Origin of the sequence: Alloyangia mangrovi, assembly GCF_002300555.2 — a bacterium.
Taxonomy (GTDB): domain Bacteria; phylum Pseudomonadota; class Alphaproteobacteria; order Rhodobacterales; family Rhodobacteraceae; genus Salipiger; species Salipiger mangrovi.
Map to the genome: position 1 here is coordinate 21,177 of NZ_NTHN02000027.1, position 25,969 is coordinate 47,145.

The 25,969-nt window shown below is 67.4% G+C and carries 21 protein-coding genes and 5 pseudogenes; 12 read left to right on the forward strand and 14 right to left on the reverse strand.

From position 1 onward, the window contains the following. Positions 1-12: 12 nt before the first annotated feature. Both pglA and CLG85_RS15115 read left to right on the forward strand, forming a co-directional pair. Entirely contained in the window at positions 13-1,569 is a 1,557-nt protein-coding gene (pglA, locus tag CLG85_RS15110) for a polygalacturonase PglA (RefSeq protein WP_260349500.1), read from the forward strand. Then, on the forward strand, positions 1,566-2,645 hold the full coding sequence (locus CLG85_RS15115; protein WP_095881494.1) for a glycoside hydrolase family 88/105 protein: 1,080 nt from the start codon (positions 1,566-1,568) through the stop codon (positions 2,643-2,645). The genes pglA and CLG85_RS15115 overlap by 4 nt, the downstream gene beginning before the upstream one ends. A gap of 89 nt (positions 2,646-2,734) precedes the next feature. Here CLG85_RS15115 and CLG85_RS15120 read toward each other — a convergent pair whose 3' ends face one another. From CLG85_RS15120 to CLG85_RS15150, 7 genes and pseudogenes are all read right to left on the reverse strand, one after another. Further along, entirely contained in the window at positions 2,735-3,598 is an 864-nt protein-coding gene (locus CLG85_RS15120) for an amidohydrolase family protein (RefSeq protein WP_095881493.1), read from the reverse strand. Between the two features lie 119 nt (positions 3,599-3,717). After that, on the reverse strand, positions 3,718-4,851 hold the full coding sequence (locus CLG85_RS15125; RefSeq protein WP_095881492.1) for a mandelate racemase/muconate lactonizing enzyme family protein: 1,134 nt from the start codon (positions 4,849-4,851) through the stop codon (positions 3,718-3,720). A gap of 16 nt (positions 4,852-4,867) precedes the next feature. Beyond that, positions 4,868-5,771 (reverse strand): annotated as a pseudogene (kdgD, locus tag CLG85_RS15130) (5-dehydro-4-deoxyglucarate dehydratase). Between the two features lie 61 nt (positions 5,772-5,832). After that, the gene (locus CLG85_RS15135; RefSeq protein WP_095881490.1) at positions 5,833-6,630 is read right to left on the reverse strand and encodes an NAD-dependent epimerase/dehydratase family protein; all 798 of its coding nucleotides are present in this window, start codon (positions 6,628-6,630) and stop codon (positions 5,833-5,835) included. 5 nt (positions 6,631-6,635) lie between these two features. Continuing rightward, positions 6,636-7,913 (reverse strand): TRAP transporter large permease, encoded by a 1,278-nt coding sequence (locus tag CLG85_RS15140; protein WP_095881489.1) that lies wholly within the window; start codon positions 7,911-7,913, stop codon positions 6,636-6,638. Between the two features lies 1 nt (position 7,914). Next, entirely contained in the window at positions 7,915-8,418 is a 504-nt protein-coding gene (locus CLG85_RS15145; RefSeq protein ID WP_095881488.1) for a TRAP transporter small permease, read from the reverse strand. A gap of 55 nt (positions 8,419-8,473) precedes the next feature. Then, positions 8,474-9,460, reverse strand: a complete 987-nt coding sequence (locus CLG85_RS15150; protein WP_095881487.1) for a TRAP transporter substrate-binding protein — start codon at positions 9,458-9,460, stop codon at positions 8,474-8,476. 262 nt (positions 9,461-9,722) lie between these two features. Between CLG85_RS15150 and CLG85_RS15155 the strand changes: the two genes are divergently transcribed. After that, positions 9,723-10,874: an efflux RND transporter periplasmic adaptor subunit gene (locus CLG85_RS15155; protein WP_095881486.1), complete on the forward strand. Its 1,152-nt coding sequence runs from the start codon at positions 9,723-9,725 to the stop codon at positions 10,872-10,874. A gap of 21 nt (positions 10,875-10,895) precedes the next feature. Beyond that, complete coding sequence (locus CLG85_RS15160) at positions 10,896-14,030, forward strand: efflux RND transporter permease subunit (protein ID WP_095881485.1); 3,135 nt, start codon at positions 10,896-10,898, stop codon at positions 14,028-14,030. A gap of 97 nt (positions 14,031-14,127) precedes the next feature. Here the strand turns inward: CLG85_RS15160 and arsJ are convergent, their stop codons facing one another. The 3 genes and pseudogenes from arsJ to CLG85_RS15175 form a co-directional block, all read right to left on the reverse strand. Further along, positions 14,128-15,384 carry an organoarsenical effux MFS transporter ArsJ gene (arsJ, locus tag CLG85_RS15165; RefSeq protein WP_260349518.1) on the reverse strand — a complete coding sequence of 419 codons (1,257 nt, stop codon included), beginning with the start codon at positions 15,382-15,384 and terminating at the stop codon, positions 14,128-14,130. A 30-nt stretch (positions 15,385-15,414) separates the two neighbouring features. Continuing rightward, positions 15,415-16,401 (reverse strand): annotated as a pseudogene (locus CLG85_RS15170) (ArsJ-associated glyceraldehyde-3-phosphate dehydrogenase); the annotation flags it as partial. Then, entirely contained in the window at positions 16,398-17,270 is an 873-nt protein-coding gene (locus CLG85_RS15175) for an arsenate reductase/protein-tyrosine-phosphatase family protein (protein WP_095881483.1), read from the reverse strand. The pseudogene CLG85_RS15170 and the gene CLG85_RS15175, both read right to left, overlap by 4 nt. Before the next feature lie 172 nt (positions 17,271-17,442). Here CLG85_RS15175 and CLG85_RS15180 point away from each other — a divergent pair, with 172 nt between their 5' ends. Both CLG85_RS15180 and CLG85_RS15185 read left to right on the forward strand, forming a co-directional pair. After that, on the forward strand, positions 17,443-17,985 hold the full coding sequence (locus tag CLG85_RS15180; RefSeq protein ID WP_095881482.1) for a PadR family transcriptional regulator: 543 nt from the start codon (positions 17,443-17,445) through the stop codon (positions 17,983-17,985). A gap of 22 nt (positions 17,986-18,007) precedes the next feature. Further along, positions 18,008-18,754, forward strand: a complete 747-nt coding sequence (locus CLG85_RS15185; RefSeq protein WP_095881481.1) for a siderophore-interacting protein — start codon at positions 18,008-18,010, stop codon at positions 18,752-18,754. 91 nt (positions 18,755-18,845) lie between these two features. Here the strand turns inward: CLG85_RS15185 and CLG85_RS15190 are convergent, their stop codons facing one another. The 4 genes from CLG85_RS15190 to CLG85_RS15205 form a co-directional block, all read right to left on the reverse strand. Next, on the reverse strand, positions 18,846-19,022 hold the full coding sequence (locus CLG85_RS15190; RefSeq protein ID WP_176476524.1) for a hypothetical protein: 177 nt from the start codon (positions 19,020-19,022) through the stop codon (positions 18,846-18,848). A 200-nt stretch (positions 19,023-19,222) separates the two neighbouring features. Then, complete coding sequence (locus CLG85_RS15195) at positions 19,223-20,761, reverse strand: tripartite tricarboxylate transporter permease (protein ID WP_095881480.1); 1,539 nt, start codon at positions 20,759-20,761, stop codon at positions 19,223-19,225. Between the two features lie 13 nt (positions 20,762-20,774). Further along, entirely contained in the window at positions 20,775-21,206 is a 432-nt protein-coding gene (locus CLG85_RS15200; protein ID WP_095881479.1) for a tripartite tricarboxylate transporter TctB family protein, read from the reverse strand. A gap of 89 nt (positions 21,207-21,295) precedes the next feature. Then, the gene (locus CLG85_RS15205; protein WP_095881478.1) at positions 21,296-22,285 is read right to left on the reverse strand and encodes a Bug family tripartite tricarboxylate transporter substrate binding protein; all 990 of its coding nucleotides are present in this window, start codon (positions 22,283-22,285) and stop codon (positions 21,296-21,298) included. Between the two features lie 206 nt (positions 22,286-22,491). On the opposite strand from CLG85_RS15205, the gene CLG85_RS15210 reads away from it, so the two are divergent. The 6 genes and pseudogenes from CLG85_RS15210 (at position 22,492) to CLG85_RS15235 (ending at position 25,871) form a co-directional block, all read left to right on the forward strand. Beyond that, the gene (locus tag CLG85_RS15210) at positions 22,492-23,163 is read left to right on the forward strand and encodes a response regulator transcription factor (protein WP_095881477.1); all 672 of its coding nucleotides are present in this window, start codon (positions 22,492-22,494) and stop codon (positions 23,161-23,163) included. Continuing rightward, positions 23,156-23,461 (forward strand): annotated as a pseudogene (locus CLG85_RS28085) (sensor histidine kinase N-terminal domain-containing protein); the annotation flags it as partial. The gene CLG85_RS15210 and the pseudogene CLG85_RS28085, both read left to right, overlap by 8 nt. Positions 23,462-23,582: 121 nt before the next feature. Beyond that, a pseudogene (locus CLG85_RS28090) lies at positions 23,583-23,855 on the forward strand (sensor histidine kinase); the annotation flags it as partial. 33 nt (positions 23,856-23,888) lie between these two features. Further along, positions 23,889-24,602 (forward strand): sensor histidine kinase, encoded by a 714-nt coding sequence (locus tag CLG85_RS27765; protein WP_512699374.1) that lies wholly within the window; start codon positions 23,889-23,891, stop codon positions 24,600-24,602. Positions 24,603-24,793: 191 nt separating this feature from the next. Beyond that, positions 24,794-25,642 (forward strand): annotated as a pseudogene (locus CLG85_RS15230) (ABC transporter substrate-binding protein); the annotation flags it as partial. Positions 25,643-25,706: 64 nt separating this feature from the next. After that, on the forward strand, positions 25,707-25,871 hold the full coding sequence (locus tag CLG85_RS15235; RefSeq protein WP_224844618.1) for a hypothetical protein: 165 nt from the start codon (positions 25,707-25,709) through the stop codon (positions 25,869-25,871). Positions 25,872-25,969: the final 98 nt, after the last annotated feature.

Here is a 25,969-nt window from a genome sequence, read left to right on the forward strand (position 1 = left end):
AAAGTCCGTTCCATGACCCTCCGTTGCGCCGCGGTGACCCCGCGCATGGCCGTGCTGTGCCTCGCACCGCCGCCCGCCCGCTTCACGCTCGCGCCGGCCCGCCCCTGGCGCCTGAGCCGCGCTGGCGTGACCGTGGCCGAAGGCGCGGCCTCTCGTGTGGTGCTGCCGCTCGGCCCACTTGAGCCGGACACCGAGTACCGCTTTGACTGCGGCGGCGAGGCGCTCGGCTTCACCACCGCCCCCTGCCCCGGCGCGCTGGACGTCACCGATTTCGGCGCCCGCCCCGGTCTGCCCGACACGCCCCTTGCTGCCGCCGGCAATGCCGCCGCCTTTGCCCAGGCCATCGCCAGGCTGCCAAAGGGCGGCACGCTGATCGTCCCACCGGGCCATTGGATCTGCGCCCCGGTCGAGCTGCGTTCGGACATGATCCTGCATCTCTCGGAAGGTGCCACCCTCGCCGCCCCCTCCGACCGCAGCGGCTGGCCGATCCTGCCCGCGCGCAACCCCGATGGCACGATGCTCGGCTCGTGGGAGGGTCTGCCGGAGCCCTGCTTCCGCGCCCCGCTGCACGCCATCCGCACCGAACGGCTCACCATCGAGGGCCTCGGCACGCTCGACGGCGGCGGCGACCGCGGCGACTGGTGGACCTGGGCGAAGGAACGCCGCGATGGCGCCCGCCGCCCGCGCGGGCTGCACCTCATCGACGCCGAGGCCACCCGGCTCATCGGTTTCACCATCCGCAATGCCCCGAGCTGGACCATCCACCCGCAGGGCTGCCGCGATCTCTTTGCCGTGGGCCTCAGCATTCAGGCGCCGCATGACAGCCCCAACACCGACGGCTTCGATCCCGACATGTGCGAGGATGTGATCATCCTCGGCACCCATTTCTCTGTCGGCGACGACTGCATCGCGATCAAGGCCGGCAAGCGCGGCGACAAGGGCGAGGAAGACCACCTGCGCCCCACCCGCCGCGTCACCGTCCAGCACTGCCTGATGGAGCGCGGCCACGGCGGCTGTGTCATCGGCTCGGAAATGTCGGGCAGCGTCACCGACGTGACCGTCTCCGATTGCGAGATGGTCGGCACCGACCGCGGGTTGCGGCTGAAGACCCGGCGCGGCCGCGGCGGCGAGATCGCCCGCATCGCCATGCGCAACGTCACCATGGACGGGGTGCTCACCGCCTTCTCGGCCAACGCCCATTACTACTGCGACCACGACGGCCACGCGGGCTGGGTGCAGTCCCGCGAGCCCGCCGCGATCAGCCACCTGACGCCGCACATCGGCGAGATCATCGCCGAGGATGTAGAGGTCCGGGGCCTTGCCCATGCGCTCGGCGCCTTCCTCGGCCTGCCCGAGGCCCCGATCGGTCCGATCCGGCTCTCGAAGGTCACGCTGGTCTCTCATGACCCCGCCGCCCGCCCCGAGCCACCGCTCATGGCCGACGGCGTGCGCGCCCTGCGCCACGCAGGCGTGCTCGCCGAACACGCCGTGGTCGTCGGAGAGATCTCTGCCGACACCGCCCCGCTCAGCACCGATGACTTCCTCAACCGGAGCCCCGCCCAGCCATGACCCTTCCCGATGTTCTGGATTATTTCGATGCCTTTGCGGCCCGCTACAGCCACTACAAGGACGGCAGCTGGTGCTACGAGGACGGCTGCGTCTACCGCGGCCTTGCCCTTCTGCACGAGGCCACCGGCGAGGCGCGCTGGTGGGATCACCTAAAGCGTCTGACCGACGCGCAAATCGCCCCCGACGGCAGGCTCGCAGGTTACCGGATCGACGAGTTCAACATCGACCATATCCTCGCCGGGCGTTGCCTCTTCCACCTCGCGGATGAGACGGGAGATCCGCGCTACATGGCCGCCGCCGGGCTCCTCGCCGAGCAGCTCTCGGACCACCCGCGGACGGCGGCGGGCAACTACTGGCACAAGCAACGCTACCCCCAGCAGGTCTGGCTCGACGGGCTCTACATGGGCCTGCCCTTCCAGATCGAATACGGGCTGCGCAGCAAGCAGCCGGCGCTGGTCGAGGACGCGCTGGCGCAGCTTTCGCGCGCGCTCGAGTTGACCCGTGGCCCGGCGGGGCTCTACGTGCATGGCTACGACGCGGCCAAGGCACAGGGCTGGGCAGACCCCGAGACCGGCCAGTCGGCTGCCGTCTGGGCGCGGGCGGTGGGCTGGCTGGCCATGGCGCTGGTCGACATCTGCGCGCTGGTCCCCGACCGCGCGCCGAAGCGCCAGACCCTCGAGCTGCTCAATGCCGTGGTGCGCCAGCAGGCGGCGTCGGGCCTCTGGCCGCAAGTGCTCGACGCGCAGGAACTGCCGGGCAACTACGAGGAAAGCTCGGCCTCGGCCATGTTCGCCTACGCGCTGATGCGCGGCACCGAGCTGGGGCTCGGCGAGTGGTTCGACGCCGGGCAACGCGCCTATGACGCGCTGGTCGAGACCCGGCTGGAGACCAAGGGCGGCGTGACCCGCCTCACCCGAATTTGCCACGTGGCGGGCCTCGGCGGCTTCGACGGCAAGATGCGCGACGGCTCGCGCGAGTATTACCTCAGCGAGGACATCGTCGAAGATGACGCCAAGGGGGTCGGCCCGCTGATGATGGCGGCGGCGCAAAGGCTCACCGCCCGCACCCCCGCCTAACGGTCGGAATTTCGGAAGCGCGCGCCGGCTCAGCCGGTGTGCCGCGCCGATGGCCGCGGGGCTCGCCCCCGCGGCGCCAGGCTGTCTCGCTATCCCAGATGCGGAAAACCATAGAGCTGCTGCGGGGTCTCCACCAACACCAGCCGTTGCGCCGCCGTGTCCGGCAGCCAGCTCATGGCGAGGTCCAGCAAATGCGCGTCGTCGGGATAGTCCTCGGTGCGGCTGGCGGCATTGTGCGGCCAGTTGGTCCCCCAGACGATGCGCTCGGGCGCATGGGCGCAGATCTCGCGGCTGAGCGCGGCGATGTCGGGATAGTCGGGGCCCGAGGTGGTGGTCGCCTCGTAGCAGCCAGCGAGCTTGAACCAGCAATTGCCGGTGTCGATGAGGCGCTTGATGGTGGCGACATGCTCGGGGGTGATGCCGCCGAAGATCTTGCCGTGGTGGTCGAGCACCCATCTGGATTTCAGCTTGGCGAGGCGCGGCTCCAGCTCCGGCAGCGCGGTGCCGTCGAACTGCACCGCCATCATCCAGCCCGCCTGCGCCGCGCGCGCGTCGACCTCCTCGAGCCGATCGAGCCCCACCGCCCCACCGGGCAGGTCCATGATGCGTGCGCCCACGATACCGCCTTCGGCAAGCCGCGCCATCTCGGCATCCGAGGTCTCGCCGGTGATCACCGCCACGCCGCGCGCGCAGTCGCCCATCTCGGCGACGCAGGCGAGCAGGCTGGAATTGTCCATGTGGTGGCCGTTGCCCTGGGTGATCACCACCCGGTCGATGCCGAGCCATCCCATCGTCTTGCGGTACATCTCGGGCGTGGGCAGGGGCTCGGCGGGCACGCCCTTGCCGTCCTCGCGCCAGCTGTAGCCCGGCAGGTACATGTGCATCTGCGTGTCGCAGGTGCCTGCGGGCATCCGGGTCTTCGGCTTCGCGCCGGTGAGCTTTCGGTCGATCATGGAAACCTCCTCATATTGTGCGCCTACGCTGATGCGCTGATCCACCCGGGGCGAAGGACGATGCCCGCCGGGCGAGCGCCTTCCCGTCCTGGCGGGCTGGCGCTCCCCGGGGCCTCGCTTCACCCCTTCGGCGCAAATTCCTTTAGCGCGTCCCGGTCGATCTCGATGCCCAGCCCGGGCGCGTCGGGGATGCTGACCCAACCGTTCTCGTGCTCGATCGGCCGCGTTACCACCGCCTGCCGGAACGGGTTGTGCGTACGGTCGAATTCGAGGATCGGCTCGATGGGGCCCCGCCGCACCGGGTCGGGCACCATTGCCGCCATGAACTGCAAAGCCGCGGCGATCTGCACCGCCGTGCCCCAGACATGCGGCACCACGCGCACCCCGTGCAACGTGGCAAGATCGGCCACGCGTTTCGCCTCGGTGAAGCCGCCGACCCCGCAGAGATCGGGCTGGGCGATGTCGATCACCCGCCGGCGCAGCGGCTCGGCAAAGCCCCAGCGGGTGTGCCATGTCTCGCCGCCCGCCACCGGGATCGGCTGGCGCGCGCGGACCTCGGCATAGGCATCGAGCTGCTCGGGGATCACCGGCTCCTCGAACCAGTCGATGTCATACTCGGCGGCCGCATTGCCGACGCGCACTGCCTCGATCACGTCGTAGCCGTGGTTGCCATCGATCATCAGCCGGGTATCCGGGCCGATCGCCTCGCGCACCGCCTTGATCACCTGCAGGTCCTCGGCGGGGTCGAAGCCGATCTTGATCTTCACCGCGTGGAAACCGGCCGCCGCATGGCCGCCCATCTCCTCGGCGTTGTCCGCCACCCGGTCCACCCCGTCGCGCTTGAAGGAGCCCGTCGCGTAGCAGCGCAGCTTCTCGCGGAAGCGCCCGCCGAGCAGCGTCGAGACCGGCACGCCGAAATGCTTGCCCTTGATGTCCCAGAGCGCGATGTCGATGCCGGACAGGGCGCAGACGGAAATCCCCCGCTGCCCCTGGTCGCGCAGCGCGTTGTAGAGCACCGCCCAGTGCTTCTCGGTCTCCAGCGGGTCCTTGCCCAGCAGCCAGGGGGTGTAGGCCTCGACCATGGCACGGTTCGGGCCCGCCGGGCCGAGGCATTCGCCCCAGCCCGTGGTACCGTCGTCGCAGATCACCTCGACCAGCAGATGCACCCGCCGGTCGAAGCGCATCGAGGCGCTCTCGAAGGCGGTCTCCAGCTTGTGTTCCAGAAGGTGGGTGCGGATCTCGGTGATCTTCATGGGTCTTGCCTTCGTCTTACTGGTGAGCGTCGATCAGGGCCTTGAGGATCTCTTCCTCCTCGCCGGTGAGATCCGACAGCGGCGCCCGCACCGGGCCCGCATCGAAGCCGACCAGACGCACGCCCGCCTTGACCGCCGAAACCGCGTAGCCCTTGCGGCGCGAGCGCAACTCCATGAACGGGTAGAAGAAGCTCTTGAGGATGTCTTCGCAAGTGGCGCGATCCCCGGCCCGAAGCGCGGCGTAGAACCTGTTGGCCAGCGCCGGGACGAAGTTGAACACCGCCGAACTGTAGGTGGTGAAGCCCGCGCCGAGATAGGCCTCGGCAAAAAGCTCCGCCGTCGGCATGCCGCCGAGGTAGATCAGCCGATCGCCCATCTTGGCGGTGATCTGCCGGACGAGGCCGATGTCGCCGGTGCCGTCCTTGAAGCCGACGAGGTTCGGGCAGGCGTCGCAAAGCCGGGCCAGCGTGTCGGCCTGCAGCACGGCGTTGTCGCGGTTGTAGACCATGACCCCCATGCCGGTGGCGTCGCAGACCGCCTTTACGTGCTCGTAGAGACCTTCCTGGGGGGGCGTCGATCAGGTAGTGCGGCAGCAGCAGGATGCCATCGGCCCCCGCCGCCTCGACCGAGCGGGCGATGCCCTTGGCGATCTCGGTGCCATAGCCGCAGCCCGAGACGATCGCGGTCTTGCCGGCGCTTTCCTTGGCGGCCTTGACGATGGCCGGGATCTCGTCCGGGGTCAGCGAGAAGAACTCGCCCGTGCCGCCCGCGGCGAAGAGCACCGGCGCGTCGAAGCCCGAGAGCCATTCGACGTGTTTCTGGTAGGGATCGGCGGCGAACTTGTTCTCGGCGTCAAACGGGGTGACCGGGAAGGAAAGCAGGCCGGAGCCGAGCGCTTCTTTGATCTGTTGCGGGTCCATGCGTGGGTCCTCTTGTTTGGGGGCGCGCGCCTGCGGGCCTTGGGGAATGGGGTTTGAAAGGTCAGCTCTGGTGGATGGGCTCGTCGGTGAAGACGCCGCCTTGATATTTCGCCACCGAATCCTCGGGGCCGGGGCGCGGCACGGTCCGGCGGATTTCCTCGGCGAAGTCCTGGGAATTGTCCTGCGGCACCCAGCCGAGGAAGGCGGCGTGGGAATTGTCCCACCAGCCCATGTCGTTGGCCGACTGTCCCCAGACCACCGTGCAACCGAGCCGCGGCGCAGTGAAGGCGGCCATGATCAGCGAGGTGAAGTCGCGCGGGCTGAGCCATGTGGACAGCATCCGCCAGTTCTCGGGCTTCGGGGTGCAGGAGCCGATGCGCACCAATGCGCTCTCCTGCCCGAACTTGTCGTGGTAGAGGCTGGCCACCGCCTCGCCGAAGATCTTCGACACGCCGTAGAGTCCGTCGGGCTTGAACGGGTCGGTATGCTTCAGCCGCTCGTCCTGCCGGTAGTAGCCGATGGTGTGGTTGGAGCTGGCGAAGATGATCCGGGGCTGACCATGCTGCCGCGCCGCCTCATAGAGGTTGTAGACGCCGCGCAGGTTGGCCGCCTCGATCAGGTCGAAATTCTTCTCGACCGAGATGCCGCCGAGATGCACCACCCCGTCGCAGCCCTCGACCAGCGATTTCACCGCCGCGCCGTCGGCGATGTCGCATTGCACGAAGGTCTCGTTCGGGCCAAGGTCGGTGATCTCGGTGATGTCCGACAGGCGCAGCTCTTTGGCGTGGGGTTTCAGCGTCTCGCGCAGGATGGTGCCAAGCTGGCCCGCCGCGCCGGTGATCAGGATACGTTTCATCATGTCTCTCACTCCATCAGGCTCGGCAGGAACATGGAGAAGGCGGGCACGTAAGTCACCAGCATCAGCGCCACGAAGATCGCCGCGTAGAACGGCAGGATCGTCTTCACCGCATGTTCGATCCTGACGCCGCCGACGACACAGCCGACAAAGAGGCAGGCGCCCACCGGCGGGGTGCAGAGACCGAGGCCGAGGTTCATCATCATGATCACGCCGAACTGCACCGGGTCCATGCCGAGCCCCACCGCGACGGGCAGGAAGATCGGGGTGCAGATCAGGATCAGCGCCGCCATGTCCATGATCATGCCGAGCACCAGCAGGATGAGGTTGAGCAGCAGCAGGATCACGAAAGGGTTGTCCGAGATGCCGGTGACCGCATGGGCCAGCAGATCAGGCACCCGGTAGAGCGTCAGCAGGTAGGAAAAGGCCGAGGCCGTCGCCACCAGCATCATCACCAGCGCCGTGGTGCGCACCGAGCTGACGACGGCAGTCTTGAAACCCGCCCAGCTCAGTTCGCGGTAGACGAAGGTGGTCACGAGGATGGCCCAGATCGCGCCGAAGGCCCCGGACTCGGTCACCGTCATCACGCCCGACAGCACCCCGCCCACCACGATGATCGCAGTCATCAGCCCCGGCAGGGCGACGATGAACGACAAGCCCAGGGCCTTCCAGCCGGGAAAGGTTTCGGAAGGGTAACCGCGGCGCACGGCCACGAGGTAGGCGACGATGCCGAGGCAGAGGCACATCAGGATGCCCGGGATGACGCCGGCGATGAACAGTTTCGAGACCGACACGCCCCCCGCCGCCACCGCAAAGAGGATCATGTTGTGCGAGGGCGGGATCACCACGCCGGCCACCGAGGAGGTCACCGTGACGTTCACCGCGTAGTCGGGATCATAGCCCTTTTCCTTCATCACCGGGATGAGGATCGAGCCCAGCGCCGAGGTGTCGGCCACCGCCGAACCCGAGATACCGCCGAAGAGCATGGACGAGGCGACGTTGACCACGCCGAGCCCGCCCTTCATCGAGCCCACCGCCGAAGAGGCCAGCCGCACCAGCCGGCCGGCGATGCCACCGTGCATCATCAGCTCGCCAGCGAAGATGAAGAACGGAATGGCCAGCAGCGAAAAGACCGAGATGCCCGAGAGCACCCGCTGGAAGGCGATGAAGAGCGGCAAGCCCTCGTAGACGAAGCCGCCGACCGCAGCGAGGCCCAGCGCGAAGGCCACCGGCATGCCGCAGATGAGGCCAAAGCCGAACGTGCCGAAAAGAATGATCAAACCCATGTCAGTACCCGCGGCCCTTCGCCAGTTCGGCCATTTGATAGAGGGTGAAGAGCGCGCTCAGCGCGCCGCAGATGGCCATGGGCACGGCGCGCATACCCTCGGAGATGCCGAGCATCGGCACGGTGCGCGCCCAGGTGTTTTCGGCCAGGATGAACCCCTGCCATCCGAGGCAGAGCGCGAAGACCAGCACGCCGATGAGTGCCAGCCATTTCATCACCATGGCGACCGGGCCGGGGAAGGCATCGCGCAGGAAGTCCACCGACAGGTGGGTTCGGCCCCAGACACCCGCGGCAGCCCCAAGAAAGGTGATCCAGACCACCAACAGCAGCGCCAGCTGCTCGACCCATGTGGGGGTGTCGTTCATCACGTAGCGGCCCCAGACCAGCCAGCCGAAGATGGCGATGAGGACGACGAGGCCGGTTCCGGCCACCGTCACGCAGACCCGCGCCAGCAGGTCGAGCAGGCGATAGACGGCCCCTGCCCCGGCCACGTGGCTCTGTGCCATGGTCTCTCCCGGAATGGGCGTGTCCCCGCGGGGACACGCCTGAGCCTGCCTCAGATCACTTGATCGCCTGGATGTCGCGGATCAGGCCTTCGAGATCCGGATTGCTCTCGATGAACTTGGCGTAGACCGGCTCCATCGCCGCCTGGAACGCCGCGGGGTCGGTGACCTCGTTGACCGCCACGCCGCTGTCGATCACCTTCTGCTTCGAGGCGCCCTCGCGCTCGGCCCAGAGCTCGCGCTGGGTTTCCGCCGCCGAGACTGCCGCCGCGGTGACAATCGCCTTGTCCTCGTCCGAGACCTTGTCCCAGACCTTGGTCGAGACGCAGATGCACTCGGGGATGATCAGGTGGTTGGTGATCGAGTAGTACTTCGCGACCTCGTAGTGGTTCGAGCTCTCGAAGGACGGGTAGTTGTTCTCGGCCCCGTCGATCACCCCGGTCTTTAGCGATTGGTAAACCTCGCCATAAGCCATGGGCGTGGCGTTGCCGCCGAGCTGGTCGACCATCTGCACGTAGAGATCGTTGCTCATAACCCGGAACTTCATGCCGTCCATGTCGGCCGGAGTCTCGATCGGGTGCTTGGTGTTGTAGAAGGAGCGCGAACCGCTGTCGAACCACGACAGGGCGACAAGGCCCTCGCCGGACAGCGCATCCGAGAAGCGCTGGCCGATCTCGCCATCCATCGCCTTGTGCATGTGATCCACGTCGCGGAAGATGAAGGGCAGCGACAGCACGTTGGTCGCCGGGACGATCTCGCCCATCGGGCCCATGTTGAAATTCCCCACCGCGATGGCGCCGGCACGGACCTGTTCGATCGCATCGGGCTGCGCGCCCAGCACGCCGTTGGCGTAGACCGTCGGCTCAATCCGGCCCTCGGTTTTCTCGGTCACCTCGTCGGCGAACTGCTGCATCGCGACGACGTTCGGATAATCCTCGGGGTGAATCGCCCAGGCGCGCCAGGTCTCTGCCTGCGCCGCCCCTGCCAGCAGGCCGCAGAGCGCGGTGGCCGCAACCAGTGCCGTCTTGGTCTTGGTGAAGTACATCATCATCTCCTCCCATAGATGCGTATGACGTTACGCGGCGTTTATGGCCGACTTGTATGATGACTGTCAATCTTTTCGTATGACAAGAAAGCGCGGGTTGCGCGGCAGCGAAAACTGCCCTTCATGCGGGGTCCTGCAAAAACTCAATCGCGAAATCTTGGCTATGCGCGGAAGCTCGCGCCCCGGGTGCGGAGGTTGTCGCTATTTCATCCAAATCGTGTAAACTCAGACGCATAGATCCGTCCTTGGAAGGACCATTGATATGTTCATTAGACTGATTGAGTCGTTTTCGGCTGTATCTCTGTGCGCGTTTATCCTTGCTTCCATTCCCGCCGCCCCCTCCCTGGCGCAGGACAATGCCGAGGCGCCCGGCCCCACGGTTCTTGTGCAGACCGTGGAAACCCAGAGCATCCGTCCCTCCTTCTCCCATCCGGCCCGCATCGAGGCGCTGAACACCGCATCGATCCGGCCCCCGATCCAGGCGCAGATCACCGCGCTGCACATCACCGCCGGCAGCTACGTCGAAGAGGGTGAGCTTCTGGTCGAGATGGACGAGACCGATTTCCGCATCGCCCTAGCCCAGGCGCACGCGGCGCTGAAGCAGGCCGAGGCCTCCGCGATCAAGGCTGACCTCGATCTCGACCGCGCGACGCAACTGTCGCGGAGCAACACCGTCTCGCAGCGCGAAGTGGAATATGCGCAGGCCCAGGCCGACGTGGCGCAGGCCCAGGTCGACGTGGCCAGTGCTCAGATCGCCCAGGCAGAGGAAAACCTCGCCGACACCAAGGTCTACGCCCCTTTCAGCGGCCGTATTTCGGCGCCGCAGTTTGCGGTCGGTGACCTCTTCGCCCCCGGGGACCCGACCCAGCCAGGCTTCATTGCAACGCTGGTCTCGCTCGATCCGATCTACGCGGTCGGGCTGGTCGACCAGTCCAACTACTTCGGCTTCCTCGCCAAGCGGCTTGAAATCCAGGAGGCCGGCGGTTCGATCCCTCCGCTGGAACTCGAGGCGATCCTGCCCGGCGGTGAAGTCTACCCCGAGAAGGGCACCTTCGAGAACTGGGACAACACCGGCGCCGCCAGCACCGGCACCATCGCCGCCCGCGTGCTTTTTCCCAATCCCGACGGCGTGCTGCTGCCGGGCCAGAACGTGACCATCCGCGGCCAGGTGCTGGAGCCGATCCAGGCGCCGCTGGTGCCACAGAGGGCGGTGAGCCTCGACCAGCAGGGCCATTTCGTCTGGGTGGTCGGCGAAGACAATACCGTCGAGCGCCGCAACATCACCGTCGGCGTCCGCAGCGACGCAAACTGGACAGTCACCGAAGGTCTCGCGGACGGCGAGCAGGTGGTCGTCGAAGGGCTGCAGAGCATGCGCCCCGGCCTCACCGTCACGCCGAAACCCTACGACAGCTGAGCCCCGGCAGCGGAGAATTTCATGGGACCTTTATTTTTCATCAGGCGGCCAAAGTTCGCCTTCGTCATTTCCATGCTCATCACGCTGTTCGGCCTTCTGACGCTGACCGTGATGCCCATCGACCAGTATCCCGACATCACCTCGCCCAAGGTCGTGGTCCGCGCCAATTACCCCGGTGCCGATGCCGCCACCCTGCTGCAGGCCGTCGCCGCGCCCATCGAGGACGAGGTGAACGGCGCCGAGGGCATGGCCTACATGGAATCCAAGGCCGCTTCCGACGGCTCCTACACGCTGACCGTGACCTTCGAGACCGGCGTCGATGCCGATCTGGCGCAGGTCGACGTGCAGAACCGCGTGGCGCTGGCCGAGCCGTCGCTGCCCGCCGAGGTGCGCCAGCGCGGCATCCGGGTGCGCAAGCGCAACCCCGACATCCTGATGGTGGTCGACATCATCTCGCCCGACGGTCGCTTTGACGGGCTCTTCCTGTCGAACTACGCCTCGATCAACGTCGAGGGCGAGCTGGCCCGCATCGCCGGTGTCGGTGCAGCCGAGAACATCGGCGCGCTGGACTACGGCATGCGCGCCTGGCTCGACCCGGTGAAGATGGCCAACCACAATCTCACGGTGAACGAGATCGTGCTGGCGGTGAAGGAGCAGAACGTGCAGGCCGCGGTTGGCTCGCTCGGCGCCGCCCCCGCCGCGGAGGACACGCAGTTCCAATACGTGCTGACCACCAAGGGCCGGCTCGAGTCCGAGGAGGAATTCGGCGACATCATCCTGTCGGCCAATGACGCGGGCTCGGTGGTGCGCCTGCGCGACGTGGCGCGGATCGAGCTCGGCGCCTTTGCCTACAAGGGCTACGGCGAGTTCAACAACAAGCCCGGCGTGCTGCTGGCGGTCTACAAATTGAGCGAGGCGAACTCGCTCGACGTGGCCGAGGCGGTGCGCGAGAAGATGGAGGAACTGAAGCAGTACTTCCCCGAAGGCGTCGATTACGTCATCGGCCATGACACCACGCTGTTCATCGAGGCCTCGCTCGAGGAGACGGTGATCACCATGATCTTCACCATCCTGCTGGTGGTGGCGGTGACCTACATCTTCCTCGGCTCAGTCCGCGCGACACTCATTCCGACCATCGCGGTGCCGGTGTCGATCATCGGCACATTGGCGGTGCTCTACGCCTTCGGCATGACGATCAACACGGTGACGCTCTTTGCCCTCATCCTTGCCATCGCGCTGGTGGTCGACGATGCGATCATCGTGGTGGAGAACGTCGAGCGCATCCTGCACGAGAACCCCGAGATCGGCTCGGTCGAGGCGACGAAACGTGCCATGGCCGAGGTGACCGGGCCGATCGTCGCGACCTCGCTGGTGCTGGCGGCGGTCTTCGGACCGACGCTGCTGCTGCCGGGGATCACCGGGCGGATGTTCAGCCAGTTCGGCGCGACGCTCACCGTCTCGGTGCTGATCTCGATGGTCAACGCGCTGACGCTCAGTCCGGCGCTGGCCTCGGTGCTGATGAAGCCGGGGATGCACCCGAACTTCGTCATCCGGGGCTTCAACAAGGGCTTTGACTGGGTGACGCGGGTCTATGCGGGGATCGTCGACTTCCTTGCAAGGAACGCGATCATCGCCATCGCCATCGTCGCCGCGCTGTTCTTCGCCATGTACTCGCTCTTCACCACCACCCCGACCAGCTTCATCCCGACCGAGGACAAGGGCTTCTTCATGGTCGACGTGCAGCTGCCCTCGGGCGCTTCGCTGAACCGGACCGAGGTGATCATGGACCGGCTCACCGATGCGCTCGGCGAGGATGAGGCGGTCGAGAACGTGCTTTCGGTGAACGGCTACTCGATCCTCAACTCGGCGCTGCAGTCCAACGCCGGGATGATCATCGTCAAGCTCAAGGAATGGAAGGAGCGCACGACAGTCGAGAGCAGTCAGGCCTTCCTGCAGCAGAAGTTCACCAAGATGTTCTCCGACATGCCCGAGGCCAAGACGATCATCTTCGGCGCCCCCGCCCTGCCGGGCATCGGCGCGGTCGAGGGGCTTTCGTTCGTGCTCGAGGATACGCAGGGGCGCGGGCCGGACGAGATGACGGCCGCGCTGCAGAGCTTCCTCGTCTCGGCCAATGGCGCGGATGAGATCGCGCTGGCCTATTCCACCTTCAAGGCCGATGCGCCTCAGCTCTTCCTCGACATCGACCGGGTGCGCGCGAAGACGCTGGGGGTGCAGATCTCGGACATCTTCCTGGCCCTGCAGGCCCAGCTCGGCGCGCTCTACATCAACGACTTCAACGTCTTCGGCCAATCCTACAAGGTGATGATCCAGGCCGACGCCGAATTCCGCCAGAACGAGCGCGCCTTCGACACGCTCTACGTGCGCAACCGCGAGGGCGGCATGGTGCCGCTCTCGACCGTGATCACCCCGGTGCCCACCACCGGGCCGGACGTGCTCTATCGCTACAACACCTACAACTCGGCCACGGTCACCGGCATTCCGAACAGCGCCAGCGGCTTCAGCACCGGCAACGCGATGGACAGCTTCGAGACCGTTGCCGGGACCGCCCTGCCCGAAGGCTTCCGCTACGAGTGGACCGGTTCCTCGCGCGAGGAACGGGCCTCGGGCAACGCGGTGCCGATCGCGCTGGGGCTGAGCCTTGTGTTCACCTTCCTCTTCCTCGCGGCACTCTACGAGAGCTTCCTGACGCCGGTCGCCGTGCTGCTCACGGTGCCCTTCGCGGTTCTGGGAGCGCTGATCTCGTTGAGGATCGCCGGGGAGCCGCTCAGTCTCTACGGGCAGATCGGTCTTCTGATGCTGATCGCGCTGGCGGCGAAGACGGCGATCCTGATCGTCGAGTTCGGCAAGCAGCAACGCGAGGCGGCGGAGCTCGACCTGCACGAGGCGGCGATGCAATCGGCCAAGCTGCGCTTCCGCCCGGTGATGATGACGGTGCTGGCTTTCGCGGTCGGGGTCTACCCGCTGGTCATCGCCTCGGGCGCGGGCTCGGCGAGCCGGGTGTCGCTGGGCCTCGCGGTGTTCGGCGGCGCCATCGCCTCGGCGGTGCTGGGGGCGATCTTCGGGCCGGTGTTCTTCAAGATCATCCAGGGCCTGCGCGAGAAGATCCACCGGGGCCGCACGCCGCCGGTGGTCTGAGGCGTTCTCACCAACAGGACAAGGCCCGGGCACTGCGCCCGGCCCTTGTCTTTTCAAGATTTCGATCTGAACTTGCCCGGACCGGCTCTCTTTCCGCCTAGACGGCCAGATCCTGCGGCTCGGCGCTCAGCCGCCCCGAGATCAGCGCCGCCAGCGCCACCATCGCCGCCGCCGTGCCCAGCACCAGCGGCAGGCCTCCGAGTTGATAGGTCAGCCCCGACAGCACCGTCCCGATGAGCCGCCCCGCGGCGTTCGCCATGTAGTAGAAGCCGACGTCCATGGTCACCCGCTCGGACTTGCTGAAGGCGAGGATCAGGTAGGAATGCAGCGAGGAGTTCACCGCGAAGATCGCGCCGAAAACCAGCAGCCCCAGCACCAGCACCACGGTCAGCCACATCTGCGGTACCGGCGAGAGCAGCACCGCCACGGTCAGCGCCGCCGGGACCACGAAGAGCGCCGCCGCCCAACTGCGTGCGGCGTGGATCAGCTCGGCCTCGGGGCGGGTCTCGGCGCGCAGGATGCGCGGCGCCGCCGCCTGGACCGCACCGTAAAGGATGATCCAGACCGCCATGAAGGTGCCGATCATGAAGAAGGCCGCCCGGTTGCCCTCTTCGCTTCCGTCCGAGAGCACCGCGTAGAAGTAGATCGGGATGCCGACCACGAACCACACGTCGCGCGCCCCGAACAGGAACACCCGCGCCGCCGACAGCCAGTTGACGTTGGCCGACTTCGAAAAGACCTCGGAGAATTTCGCTCCCTTGCGGCCCTTCGGCAAGCCGCCGGGCATGAAAACGCAGACCGCCATGAGGATCACCGCAAGCACCAGCGCCATCGCCAGCACCGCCCATTTGAAGCCGAGCGTGGCCAGCAGCGCCGCCCCCAGCAGGAAGCCCAAGCCCTTCACCGCGTTCTTCGAGCCGGTGAGCACGGCGACCCAGCGGAAAAGCCCGCCGCCCTCGGAGGGCGCCAGCAGCTTGACCGCCGACTTCGAGGACATCTTGGCCAGGTCCTTGGCGACACCTGAGGCCCCCTGCACGCACATCACGAAGGCGACCGAGGCGCCGATGCTCCACGCCGGGTCGAGCTGGGTCAGCGCCAGCAGCGCCGCCACCTGCAGCCCGAGCCCCGCGAAGAGCGTCGAGGTGAGCCCGAAGCGCGCTGCGATCCAGCCCGCCGAGAGGTTGGTGACCATGCCGGCGATCTCGTAGAGCACGAAGAGATAGGCCAGCTGCACCGCCGAGAAGCCGAGACTGTGGAAATGCAGCAGCACCAGCATCCGCAGCGCGCCGTCGGTGAGCATGAAGGCCCAATAGGCGGCGGTGACCGCGACATAGGCCGAGAGACCCTCGGGCATGCCTTCGGCCTGCGCGCTCACAGCCGCCCCCCCGACCATCATCGCCACGTCCACCAGCCGGTGCGCGTAGCCCATCTCGTTGTCGTACCAGGCGTAGACCTTCACCTGCGTCCCGTTCACCACCATGGTCGAGGGGGCGTCGATGATCGAGCTGCGCGTGTCGTTGGTGTAATCCGACGAGACCAGCGGGCGCTCCTCGTACCCGAGGATGCCCTTCAGCGCGCCTTTCGACGCCGCCTCGAAAAGCGCGTTCACCTCCTCGGCGCTGGTCGCGCGCTCCACCTCGAAGACACAGTCGGTCAGCGAGGCATTGAGCAGCGGCACGCGCACCGCATGGCCGTTCAGGCGCCCCTTCAGCTCGGGGTAGATCAGCGTGATCGCCGTAGCCGAGCCGGTGGTGGTGGGGATCAGCGAGTTCAGCGCCGACCGGGCCCGCCGCAGGTCCTTGGCGGGCCGGTCGACGATGGTCTGCGTGTTGGTCACGTCGTGGATTGTCGTGATCGACCCGTGCCTTATGCCAAGGTTCTCATGGATCACCTTGACCACCGGCGCGAGGCAGTTGGTGGTGCAGGAGGCCGCGGTGACGATGCTGTGCCGCCCCGGATCATAGATGCCGTCATTGACGCCGTAGACGATGTTGGCGGCGCCGCCGTCCTTGACCGGGGCCGAGACCACGACCTTCTTCACCCCCGCCGCGAAGTAGGGCGCGAGCGCCGCCTCGGACTTGAAGACGCCGGTGCAGTCGATGACCACGTCCACCCCCTCGAGCGGCAGAGCCGAGAGATCACGGGTGCCGATGAACGGCAGCCGCGTGCCGTCCACGGTCACGCTCTCATCGTCGTGGTGGAACTCGGTGTTCCAGCGCCCGTGCACCGTGTCGAACTCCAGCAGGTGCGCGTGCATCGCCGGATCGCCCACGGCGTCGTTGATCCAGGCGATCCGGGCGCCCTTCTCGAGCAGCGGCTTCAGGGCGAGCTTTCCGATGCGGCCGAGGCCGTTCAGGGCATAGGTGGTCATGTGGTCTCTTTCCGGGAGGCTTTGGGAGTGTCGAATTGCGCGATCTCATCGACCGCGGCCTGCAGCGAGATGCGGTTCAGTTGCGCGATGGGCAGCGCGGCGAAGGCCTCGATCCGGTGCTTGAGCGCGCCGTAGGCCTGTTGGAAGGCGAGCATCTTCTCGGCCTCGGTGCCGGTGACGCGCGCCGGGTCGGGCATGCCCCAGTGGCCCGAGATCGGCTGGCCGTCCCAGGCGGGGCAGTCCTCGTTGGCGGCCTGGTTGCAGACGGTGAAGACGAAATCGAGATCGGGCGCGCCCTCACCCGAGAATTCCGCGATGGTCTTGGCGCGCAGCGGCGCGATGTCGTGGCCCTTCTGGCGCAGCAGCTCGACCGCGATCGGGTTCAGTTCGGAGCTGGGCTTGGTCCCCGCCGAATAGACGGTGAACCTGTCTCCGGCGATCTCGCGCAGCAGCGTTTCGGCAAAGATCGACCGGGCGGAATTGCCGGTGCAGATGAACAGGACGTTGTACTTGCGGCCTTGATCTTGGGGAGACATCGGCGCGGTTCCTTCTGGTGCGTTGAAAGGGCTCGGGGAGCAGATCTCCGGGCGCCCGCGACAGCAGTCGCGCAGCAGGTAGTCGAAGGTCTCTTGCACCTCTCTCATGTCGACTGCGTAAAGCAGCGAGGTTCCTGCCCGCTCCTGCGTCACAAGCCCGGCGCGCATCAGCGCGGCAAGATAGGTCGAGAGCGTGCTGGCTTTCACCTCCAGCACCTCGGCGATCTCACCGGCCGGAAGGCGGTCCGGATAGCGGCGCATGAGCAGCCGGAAGAGCGCCAGCCGCTGCGGGTGGCCGAGGGTCATGAGGCGGTCGGGAATCTCTTTTTCCATATTTCATGAATATGTGAATTATCGACCCTGAGGAAGTGACGGTTTCATGACAGCCCGCCACCCTTCTCGCAGCACTGCCGTTTCATTGCAGCGTGACGCAGGCGCCCCTTGTGTATTTTTCGATATATCTTATTTTACGATATATCTAGATTCTCCAGATGGAGGAAGGGCAATGCGACACGGCAAGGACATGCGCCATGAGGGCCGGGGGCACCGCAGCGGCGGCCCGCGCGGCAAGCGCTTCTTCGAATATGGCGAGCTGCGGCTTCTGGTGCTGACGCTGATCGCCGAGCAGTCGCGCCACGGCTACGAGCTGATCAAGGCCATCGAGGAGCGCTTCGACGGTGCCTACACCCCGAGCCCCGGCGTCATCTACCCGACCCTGTCCTGGCTCGACGACATGGGCTATGCACAGGTCGAGCCCGACGAGAGCGGCCGCAAGCGCGCCCGGCTGACCGCCGAGGGCGCGGCCTTTCTCGAGGCCAACCGCGCCGCCGCGGACGATTTGCTGACCCGCAAGCCCCCGGCCTGGCACCGGGGCAATGCACCCAGGGAAATCGTTGCCGCCATGGACGAGATCAAGATTGCCCTGCGCCGCCGGATGACGGCGGAGGGCGCCGACGACACGCTCATCGCCACGCTTGCCGCGCAGCTACGAGACACCGCCCGGGCCATCGCAGGCGATACGCCGGATGCGCCCTCAGACGACAGCTGACAGCTGACAGCAAGGACATCACATGGAAAACGTCATCACACGGCACAAGCACGAGCTGAAGCGCCGCACCCTCACGGTGCGCGAGACCGAACGGCTCACGCCGCACATGATCCGCATCACCCTCGAGGACGAGTCACTGGCCGATTTCGCCAGCCTCGGCGCGGATGACCACGTGAAGCTCTTCCTCGACACCGGAGCCGAGGCGCCAGTGGCCCGCGAGTACACCCCGCGCGCCTTTGATCCCGAGGCGCGCACGCTGGTGCTCGATTTCGCCATCCACCAGGCTGGCCCCGCTACCGCCTGGGCCGAGAGTGCGGCGCCCGGTGACACGCTCAACATCGGCGGGCCGCGCGGCTCGGCGGTGATCGCGCCGGTGTTCGACTGGTACCTGCTGATCGGCGACGAGACCGCCCTGCCCGCCATCGGCCGCCGGGTCGAAGAGCTGCCCGAGGGGGTCACCGCGGTCACCCTCGCCGCCGTGCCTGGGCCGGAAGACGAGCAGCGCTTCGACAGCGCCGCCACGCAGGAGGCTCACTGGCTTCACCGCCCTGTGGCGCAGGCGCATGAGGCCGGAGCGCTGCTCGACGCGACACGCAGGCTGACCCTGCCCGAGGGGCCTGGCTTTGTCTGGATCGCCGCCGAGGCGCAGGTCGCCCGCGCCCTCAAGCTGCACTTCCTGAACGAGCGGCAGCATCCGCCGCATTGGCTCAAGGCCGCAGGCTACTGGGTCAAGGGAGATGCTGGCACCAGCGACAAGGCGCTGGACTGACGCCGGGCCAGCCAAGAGCCGGCCGCGCGAAAATAAGAGGCCGGGCGCTGGCTGCGCCCGGCCTCTTGTTGTTCAGAGATCGTGATCCGGCTCAGGGCTTGGCGTAGCGGGCCGCGAACCCCTGCAGGCTTACCCGCGCACGGGCGCCGCCCGACGGCGGTGTCCGGCTCTCTCCCTTGCGGGTGACGATGCCGGCGAACAGGATCAGCGCGATCACCGGGGACATGATGAGAAGGCCAATGGCCAAGCCAATCAGATAAAGTTCCATGATAGTTCCTCCCTTGGAATCAACGCTATCACGGATCCGTGGCGACACAATGCCGCATTTTCATTTTCGACATCGCCTTCGCAGCAGCAGCATTTGACGCTGCGCCGCGGCATCCAGCGCCGTTCAATGCCGCAACGGAAAGCGCCGGCCCGTGGGAACGGGCCGGCGCTGTGCTGGCAAGCAAGGGGTGGCGCGGCGGCTCAGTCGGCGATCGAGCCTTCTTCGTCTCCGCGCTCGTGCATCTTGGCACGCACCAACCGGCCGACGATCAGCGGCATGATGAAGCCGATGATGGCGATCGCCCAGAGCGTCAGCGACAGCGGGCTGTCGAAGAGGGTGAACCAGTTGCCGTTGTCGATGGTGATCGCGCGGCGCAGGTTGTTCTCCATGGTGTTGCCGAGCAGCGTGCCGAGGATGATCGGCACCAGCGGCACGTCGAACTTGCGCAGCAGCCAGCCCATGACGCCGAAGCCGATCATCACCAGCAGGTCGAAGCTCGAGCCCGAGATGCCGTAGATGCCGACGAAGCTGACCATGGCGACCACCGGCATCAGGATGCGCGGCGGCACCATCAGCACGCGGGTGAAGATGCCGACCATCGGGATGTTCAGCGCCAGCAGCATGAAGTTGGCGATGAAGAGCGCGGCGATCAGGCCCCAGACCACGTCGGGGTTGTTGGCAAAGAGCAGCGGGCCGGGGGTGATGTTCAGCGACAGCAGCACCGCCAGCAGCACCGCCGTGGTGCCCGAACCCGGCACGCCGAGCGCCAGCATCGGCACGAGCGCCCCACCGGCGGCGGCGTTGTTGCCCGCCTCAGGAGCCGCGACGCCGCGCGGGTCGCCCTTGCCGAAGGTGCCCTCCTTGTCGACCAGGCGCTTTTCCATCGAGTAGGAAATGAACGAGCCCAGCGACGCGCCCGCGCCCGGCAGAACGCCGGCGATGAAGCCGAGGATCGAGGTGCGCAGCATGGTCGGGGTGCACTGCTTGATCATCGACATCGGCGGAGTGAGACGGCCGACCTTCAGCTCGCTGGCCGAGGCATCGGCATCGCCGTGACGGTGCTCGAGGAAGATGAACACTTCCGACAGCGCGAAGAGGCCGACGATGGCGACGAGGAAGTCGAGACCGTCATAGAGGTGCACTTCGCCGAAGGTGAAGCGCGGCACGCCGGTCTGGGTGTCGACGCCGATCATCGCGAGGCCGAGGCCGAGCATGGCGGCAAAGGCCGATTTCGCCTGGTTGGTCGAGGAGACCCCGCCCAGCGTCGCGAAGGCCAGCGCGAAGAGCGCGAAATATTCCGCCGGTCCGAAGAGCAGCGCGATCTTCACCAACTGCGGAGCCAGCAGGATCAGGCCCCAGGTGGCGATGAAGGCCCCCACGAAGGAGGCGATGCCGGAAAGCGAGAGCGCCTCGCCGGCCATGCCCTTCTTGGCCATCGGGTGGCCGTCGAGCACAGTCATCATGGCGGGCTCGTCCCCGGGAATACCCAGAAGGATCGAGCTGATCCGCCCGCCGTACATGGCGCCGTAATAGACCGAGGTCAGCAAGATCAGCGAGGGCGTCGGGCCCAGACCCAGCGTGAAGGCCAGCGGGATCAGAATGGCGACACCGTTCGACGGGCCGAGGCCCGGCAGCGCGCCCATGATGGTGCCGAGGAAGCAGCCCAGCAGCGCGAGGCCGAGGTTCTGCAGGGTGAAGGCGACGGCGAAGCCGTCTCCGAGATTGGCAAGAACGTCCATTGCGGCCTCCTCCTCAGAAACCCAGCGGGCCGCGGGCGAGCGACAGGCCCAGCAGCAGATGGAAGACCACGTAGATGCCGACCGAGGTCAGCACGCCGATCAGCAGCGACGAGAGCACCGGGCTGCCGAGGCGCCAGGTCAGGTAGGCCGCGGCCACGGCGGTGGCGATGACAAAGCCCGCGATGGGCAGGAATTCGGCGTAGAGGATCATCACGACGACCGCCGCGAGGATCTCGACGAGCCGCCCCAGAGAGGGCCACTCGGGATCGGCGTCGGGCTTGAGCGCGATGAAGATCGACGAAATGCCAAGGATGCCGGCGATGATCAGCGGGAAGGCCTTGGGACCCACCTCGTCAGAGAGGAAGCTCTCCTCGATCTGCAGCGCGGCCCAGGCGAAGAAGATGGCGAGCGCCAGGCCGACAAGGCCGAAGATGCGGTCACTCATGGTGTCCCCCGAAATTTGCGTGGAAAGGTAATTCTGCCCGGCGGGCCCCCGGAGTGACAGGGGCCCGCCGTTCATTGCGTGGGATCAGGTCACTTGATGATGCCGATCTCGCGCGAGATGCCCTGGATCTCGCTCACGCTGTTCTGGACGAACTGCTCGAAGTCGGCACCCTGCAGGTCGAGCGGAGCAAGACCGTTGTTGGCCATGATTTCCTTCCACTCGTCCGACGCGTAGAGCTCGCCGATCTTCTTGACCCAGGCGTCATAGGCCGCATCGCTCATGCCGCCCGGTGCGTAGAAGCCGCGCCAGTTCGCGCCGATGGCGTCGACGCCCTGCTCCTTTGCGGTCGGGAACTCGGCGAAATCGCCTTCGAGGCGCTCGGGTGCGAGCACAGCGATCACCTTGATGTCTCCCGAGTCGACGAAGCCCTTGGCTTCCGATGCGTCACCGGTGAAGGCTTGCACCGAGCCTGCGAGCAGCTGGGTCACCGCCTCGCCGCCGCCGTCGAAGGCGACGTATTTGACCGAGCGCACGTCCTCGATGCCATAGGCGGAAGCGGCGATCAGCACCTTGAGGTGGTCCCAGCCGCCAACGGCCGAGCCGCCCGCGACAGAGACCGAGCGCGGGTCGTTCTTGATCATGTCGAGCAGCTGCGGCAGCGTCTCGATCTCGCTGTCCGCCGAGACCGCGATCACGCCGTAGTCGGCGCCGATCGATGCCAGCCAGCGCACCTGGTCGGTGGTGTTGCCCGGGTAGGCGCCCTGCGCCAGGCGGGTCGCGGTGGCCGAGCTGGCCGCGACGATCAGGTCATTGTCGTCCGCGCGCTTGTTGACCACTTCCGCAAAGGCCACGCCGCCGCCGCCACCGGCGAGGTTGACGACCTGCATGGTCTTGCCGATCAGCCCGAGATCCTGAAGCTCCTTGCCGACCTGACGGCAGGTGAAGTCCCAGCCGCCGCCCGGGTTGGCGGGCGCGATGCACTCGGGGTTCTCGGGGGTGAAGTCCTGAGCCTGTGCGGCAAGAGCCGAGACGCCGAGAACGGTCGCGGCAATCAGGCCGCGGGTTGCATTGATAAACATGGTATCCTCCTCATGGTCGGCCACCGAACCGATACGCGCCGGCGCCGTCGTCTCCCCGCGGAACCTGACTGCGCTTTGCAGCCTCCCCGGTTGCGGGTTAAGACGTGTCTCTAAGCCACGAAGCTGTCGCGAACCTGTCAGATGCCTGCGCGTGCATGTGTACGTTCCGTCAGCCGGTGAAGGGCCAAGGGAAAGGTACGAGTGTCATGCGTGTACTGATGGTCGAGGATGCCAGCGATCTTGCCGAGGGCGTCGCCGCGCGGCTGGCGCAGTCGGGCATCGTCTGCGATGTCGCGGACTGCCTCGAGGCGGCGCGCGACTTCCTCGCCGTGCAGGCCTATGACGCCATCGTGCTGGACATCAACCTGCCCGACGGCTCCGGCCTGCGCTTCCTGCGCGAGCTGCGCGCTTCGGGCGCGCGCACGCCGGTGCTGATGCTGACCGCGCTGGTCTCGGTGGACGACCGGGTGAGCGCGCTCGACCTCGGCGCCGACGACTACCTCGGCAAACCCTTTGACCAGCGCGAGCTCGAGGCCCGGCTGCGGGCGCTGATCCGCCGCGAGGCCGACCAGAAGGGCGCCGAGATCGTGCTCGGCCCGCTCGCCTTCTCGCCCGCCGGGCAGAGCGCCACGCTGGAGGGAAATCGGCTCGAACTCACCGCCCGCGAGGCGGCGCTGCTTGGCGTGCTGCTGCGCCATCAGGGCCAGTACCTGAGCAAGGCGCGGCTCTACGACTCGCTCTACGGCTTCGGCGATGCTGACGTCGGGGTGAACGCCATCGAGCTCTACATCGCCCGGCTGCGCAAGAAGCTCGCGGGCAGCCCCGTCGGCATCGCCACCCAGCGCGGCATCGGCTACCGGATCGACCTCGATGGCTGAGAGCGCCCCTCCGCCCGCCGGCCTTCCGCCCAGGGTGCCGCCAAGCCTTCCGCCCAGCCTCGCCTCGCGGGTCCTCAAGGCGGTGCTGCTGATCCTTCTGGCTGGCGGGCTGCTGGTGGCGGGCGCGACGCTCTACAACTGCCGGCTGGCGGCGCGGCAATCCTACGACCGCATCCTGCTGGGCGCCGCGCAGGACATCGCCGGTTCGATCCGCATCCAGTCCGGGCGGCCCATCGTCGATCTGCCGGTCTCGGCCTTCGAGCTTTTGGCACAGGCCCCCGAGGACCGCATCCACTACGCGGTGCGCGGCCCCGGCAACACGCTGATCACCGGGCTCGACGAGACCGACATCGCGCCCCCCCGCCCGCCGCCTCGGCACCACTTCCGGCCCCGAGTTCTTCGACTCGCGGCTCAACGGCGAGCCCGCGCGTTTCGTCCGGGTGACCCGACGCTTTGCCGAACGCGACTTCTCGGGCGGCATCTCGGTCACCATCGGCCAGACCCTGCGCGCACGGCAGGCGATGGCGCTTGGCCTCACCCGCGACACCGTCCTGCCGATGCTGCTGGCCGGGCTGGCGCTGCTGGTCATGTCCTGGGTGGTCACCCGCTCGGCGCTGCGCCCGCTCGAGGCGATGTCCGAGGATCTCGCCGCGCGCGATCCCTACGACCTCACGCCGGTGCCCACCGAGGGGCTGCCGCGCGAACTGACGGTGATGCTGGAGGCGATGAACCGCTTCATGGGCCGGCTCGACCGGCAAATGGAAGGCATGCGGCACCTGATCTCCGACGCTGCCCACCAGCTGCGCACCCCGGTGGCGGCAATCCGGGTGCAGGCCGAGGCGATGCAGGACCAGCCCGACGACGCGCTGCGCGACCGCGCGCTGGCCCGGCTGCTGACCCGCACCCGCTCGCTCGGATCGCTGCTCGACCAGCTCCTGTCGCGCGCCCTTGTCAGCCACCGCAGCGAAAGCGCCCCGCGCGCGCCGCTCGACCTGCGCGAGGTGGCGCTGGAGGTCGTGGAGCGCGGCGATCACGAGTTGCTCGCGCCGGACGCCGAGCTACGGCTCGAGATCGGCGAAGAGGCGGTGATGGTTCGCGCCGATGCCTTCTCGGTCGGCGAGGCCGCCAAGAACCTGCTAGTCAACGCGCTGAAGCACGGCACCCCGCCGATCGCCATCGGCGCCGAGCGGCGCGGCACCGAGGCGGCGCTCTGGGTGACGGACGCGGGCCCCGGCCCCGCTCCCGAGATCGCCGCCCGCCTCGGCCAGCGCTTCGAGCGCAGCGCCGCCTCGCGCGAGGACAGCGCCGGGCTCGGGCTCGCCATCGTCGCCTCGGTGGCCGCCGCCTTCGGCGGGCGGGTCGCGCTGGAATACCCCGAGGGCGGCTTTCGCATCGCCCTGTTGCTGCCCGCCGCCCCGCAGGAGGACGCACCCGAATGAAGACCCGCCTGCTGCCGCTCTTGTTGCTCGCCCTCGGCCTCGCCCTGCCCCGCGCCGCACCCGCGCAGGAGCGCGTCGAGAGCTTCGGCGCCGGCGCCACCGAGCTCACCCTGCGTTCGACAACCGACATCGACATCATCCAGCCGGTGATCGAACGCTTCGCCGAGCTGAACCCGGACCTGTCGTTGCGCTACGAGCAATGGGGCTCGAACAACCTCTACACCAGCAGCCGCGCCGCCTGCGCCGGGCGCGCCGCCCCCGCCGATGCGCTGCTCTCCTCGGGGGCGCACCACATGCTCGCGCTGGTCAACGCCGCCTGCGCCCACCCCTACCGCTCGCCCGCCAGCGCCGCGCTGCCCGACGAGCGGCGCTGGCGCGACGAGCTCTGGGGGATCACCGAGGAGCCGGCGGTGATCATCTACAACACCGAGGCGCTCGCGGCCGGGGACGTGCCGCGCACCCGCTTCGCCTTGCTCGACCTGATGCGCAAGAAGCCCGAGCTGCTGCGCAGCCGCATCGCCACCTACGACATCGAGGACTCGGGCCTCGGCTATCTCTTCGCCCATGCCGACAGCCTCGAGGCCACCACCTTCGGCGCCATGCTCGAGGCCTTCTCGCGGATTGGGGCGATCGCCACCTGCTGCTCGCTGTCGATCATCGACGGGGTTTCGGAGGGGCGCTACTACATTGCCTACAACGTGCTTGGCTCCTACGCCGAGGCCCGCGCCGCGCCCAACGTCGGCATCATCCTGCCCGAGGATTACACTCTGATGATGTCCCGGGCATTCATGATCCCCAAGGGCGCCCCCCACCCCGAGGCGGCGCAGCGGCTGCTCGACTTCCTGCTCTCGCCCGAGGCGCAGGGCATGCTGGCCGACCTCGGGCTTGTCGCCGCCACCGATCCCTCCGAGACTGGCCTGCTGCCGAGCGCCCGGCGGCTGATCGCCCTCGCGCCGCCGCTGCTGCTGGCGCTGGACCGCAGCACCCGCGAGCGACTGTTCCGGCTCTGGGACGAGGCCTTTTCGGCGGACGCGGGATGAGGTACCACGGGCGCTTGCAATGCAGCCCGCAGTCGGGCTTCATGGAAACAACAAGGACAGGGCCATGATGCGACTTGCCATCCTCGGCGCCGCGCTGCTGGCGCTGGCGGCCTGCGCCGCGAAACAACCGACCGAGGCCGAGGTGCTCTCGGTGGCCTGCTCGGCGGGCATCAACGAGGCCTGCGGCTATCTCTCGCGCGGCATGTCGGTCACCGGCCAGCCGCTCTGAGCCTCGACCGGAAGAGCGGCGCGCCCGCTCCCCCGACTTCTTCTAGGCAAAAATATCCCGGGGGAGTCCGCACAGCGGACGGGGGCGGAGCCCCCTCT

Excerpts from the sequence above, each read along its gene's own strand:
- CLG85_RS15195 (WP_095881480.1), bottom strand. The coding sequence starts at position 20,761 with ATGGACGTTCTTGCCAATCTCGGAGACGGCTTCGCCGTCGCCTTCACC.
- CLG85_RS15190 (WP_176476524.1), bottom strand. The coding sequence starts at position 19,022 with ATGGAACTTTATCTGATTGGCTTGGCCATTGGCCTTCTCATCATGTCC.
- CLG85_RS15125 (WP_095881492.1), bottom strand. The coding sequence starts at position 4,851 with ATGAAGATCACCGAGATCCGCACCCACCTTCTGGAACACAAGCTGGAG.
- CLG85_RS15150 (WP_095881487.1), bottom strand. The coding sequence starts at position 9,460 with ATGTACTTCACCAAGACCAAGACGGCACTGGTTGCGGCCACCGCGCTC.
- CLG85_RS15205 (WP_095881478.1), bottom strand. The coding sequence starts at position 22,285 with ATGTTTATCAATGCAACCCGCGGCCTGATTGCCGCGACCGTTCTCGGC.
- CLG85_RS15210 (WP_095881477.1), top strand. The coding sequence starts at position 22,492 with ATGCGTGTACTGATGGTCGAGGATGCCAGCGATCTTGCCGAGGGCGTC.
- CLG85_RS15200 (WP_095881479.1), bottom strand. The coding sequence starts at position 21,206 with ATGAGTGACCGCATCTTCGGCCTTGTCGGCCTGGCGCTCGCCATCTTC.
- arsJ (WP_260349518.1), bottom strand. The coding sequence starts at position 15,384 with ATGCCCGAGGGTCTCTCGGCCTATGTCGCGGTCACCGCCGCCTATTGG.
- CLG85_RS15235 (WP_224844618.1), top strand. The coding sequence starts at position 25,707 with ATGATGCGACTTGCCATCCTCGGCGCCGCGCTGCTGGCGCTGGCGGCC.
- CLG85_RS15175 (WP_095881483.1), bottom strand. The coding sequence starts at position 17,270 with ATGGAAAAAGAGATTCCCGACCGCCTCATGACCCTCGGCCACCCGCAG.
- CLG85_RS15180 (WP_095881482.1), top strand. The coding sequence starts at position 17,443 with ATGCGACACGGCAAGGACATGCGCCATGAGGGCCGGGGGCACCGCAGC.
- CLG85_RS15145 (WP_095881488.1), bottom strand. The coding sequence starts at position 8,418 with ATGGCACAGAGCCACGTGGCCGGGGCAGGGGCCGTCTATCGCCTGCTC.
- CLG85_RS15135 (WP_095881490.1), bottom strand. The coding sequence starts at position 6,630 with ATGATGAAACGTATCCTGATCACCGGCGCGGCGGGCCAGCTTGGCACC.
- CLG85_RS15115 (WP_095881494.1), top strand. The coding sequence starts at position 1,566 with ATGACCCTTCCCGATGTTCTGGATTATTTCGATGCCTTTGCGGCCCGC.
- CLG85_RS15185 (WP_095881481.1), top strand. The coding sequence starts at position 18,008 with ATGGAAAACGTCATCACACGGCACAAGCACGAGCTGAAGCGCCGCACC.
- CLG85_RS27765 (WP_512699374.1), top strand. The coding sequence starts at position 23,889 with ATGAACCGCTTCATGGGCCGGCTCGACCGGCAAATGGAAGGCATGCGG.
- CLG85_RS15140 (WP_095881489.1), bottom strand. The coding sequence starts at position 7,913 with ATGGGTTTGATCATTCTTTTCGGCACGTTCGGCTTTGGCCTCATCTGC.
- CLG85_RS15155 (WP_095881486.1), top strand. The coding sequence starts at position 9,723 with ATGTTCATTAGACTGATTGAGTCGTTTTCGGCTGTATCTCTGTGCGCG.
- pglA (WP_260349500.1), top strand. The coding sequence starts at position 13 with ATGACCCTCCGTTGCGCCGCGGTGACCCCGCGCATGGCCGTGCTGTGC.
- CLG85_RS15160 (WP_095881485.1), top strand. The coding sequence starts at position 10,896 with ATGGGACCTTTATTTTTCATCAGGCGGCCAAAGTTCGCCTTCGTCATT.
- CLG85_RS15120 (WP_095881493.1), bottom strand. The coding sequence starts at position 3,598 with ATGATCGACCGAAAGCTCACCGGCGCGAAGCCGAAGACCCGGATGCCC.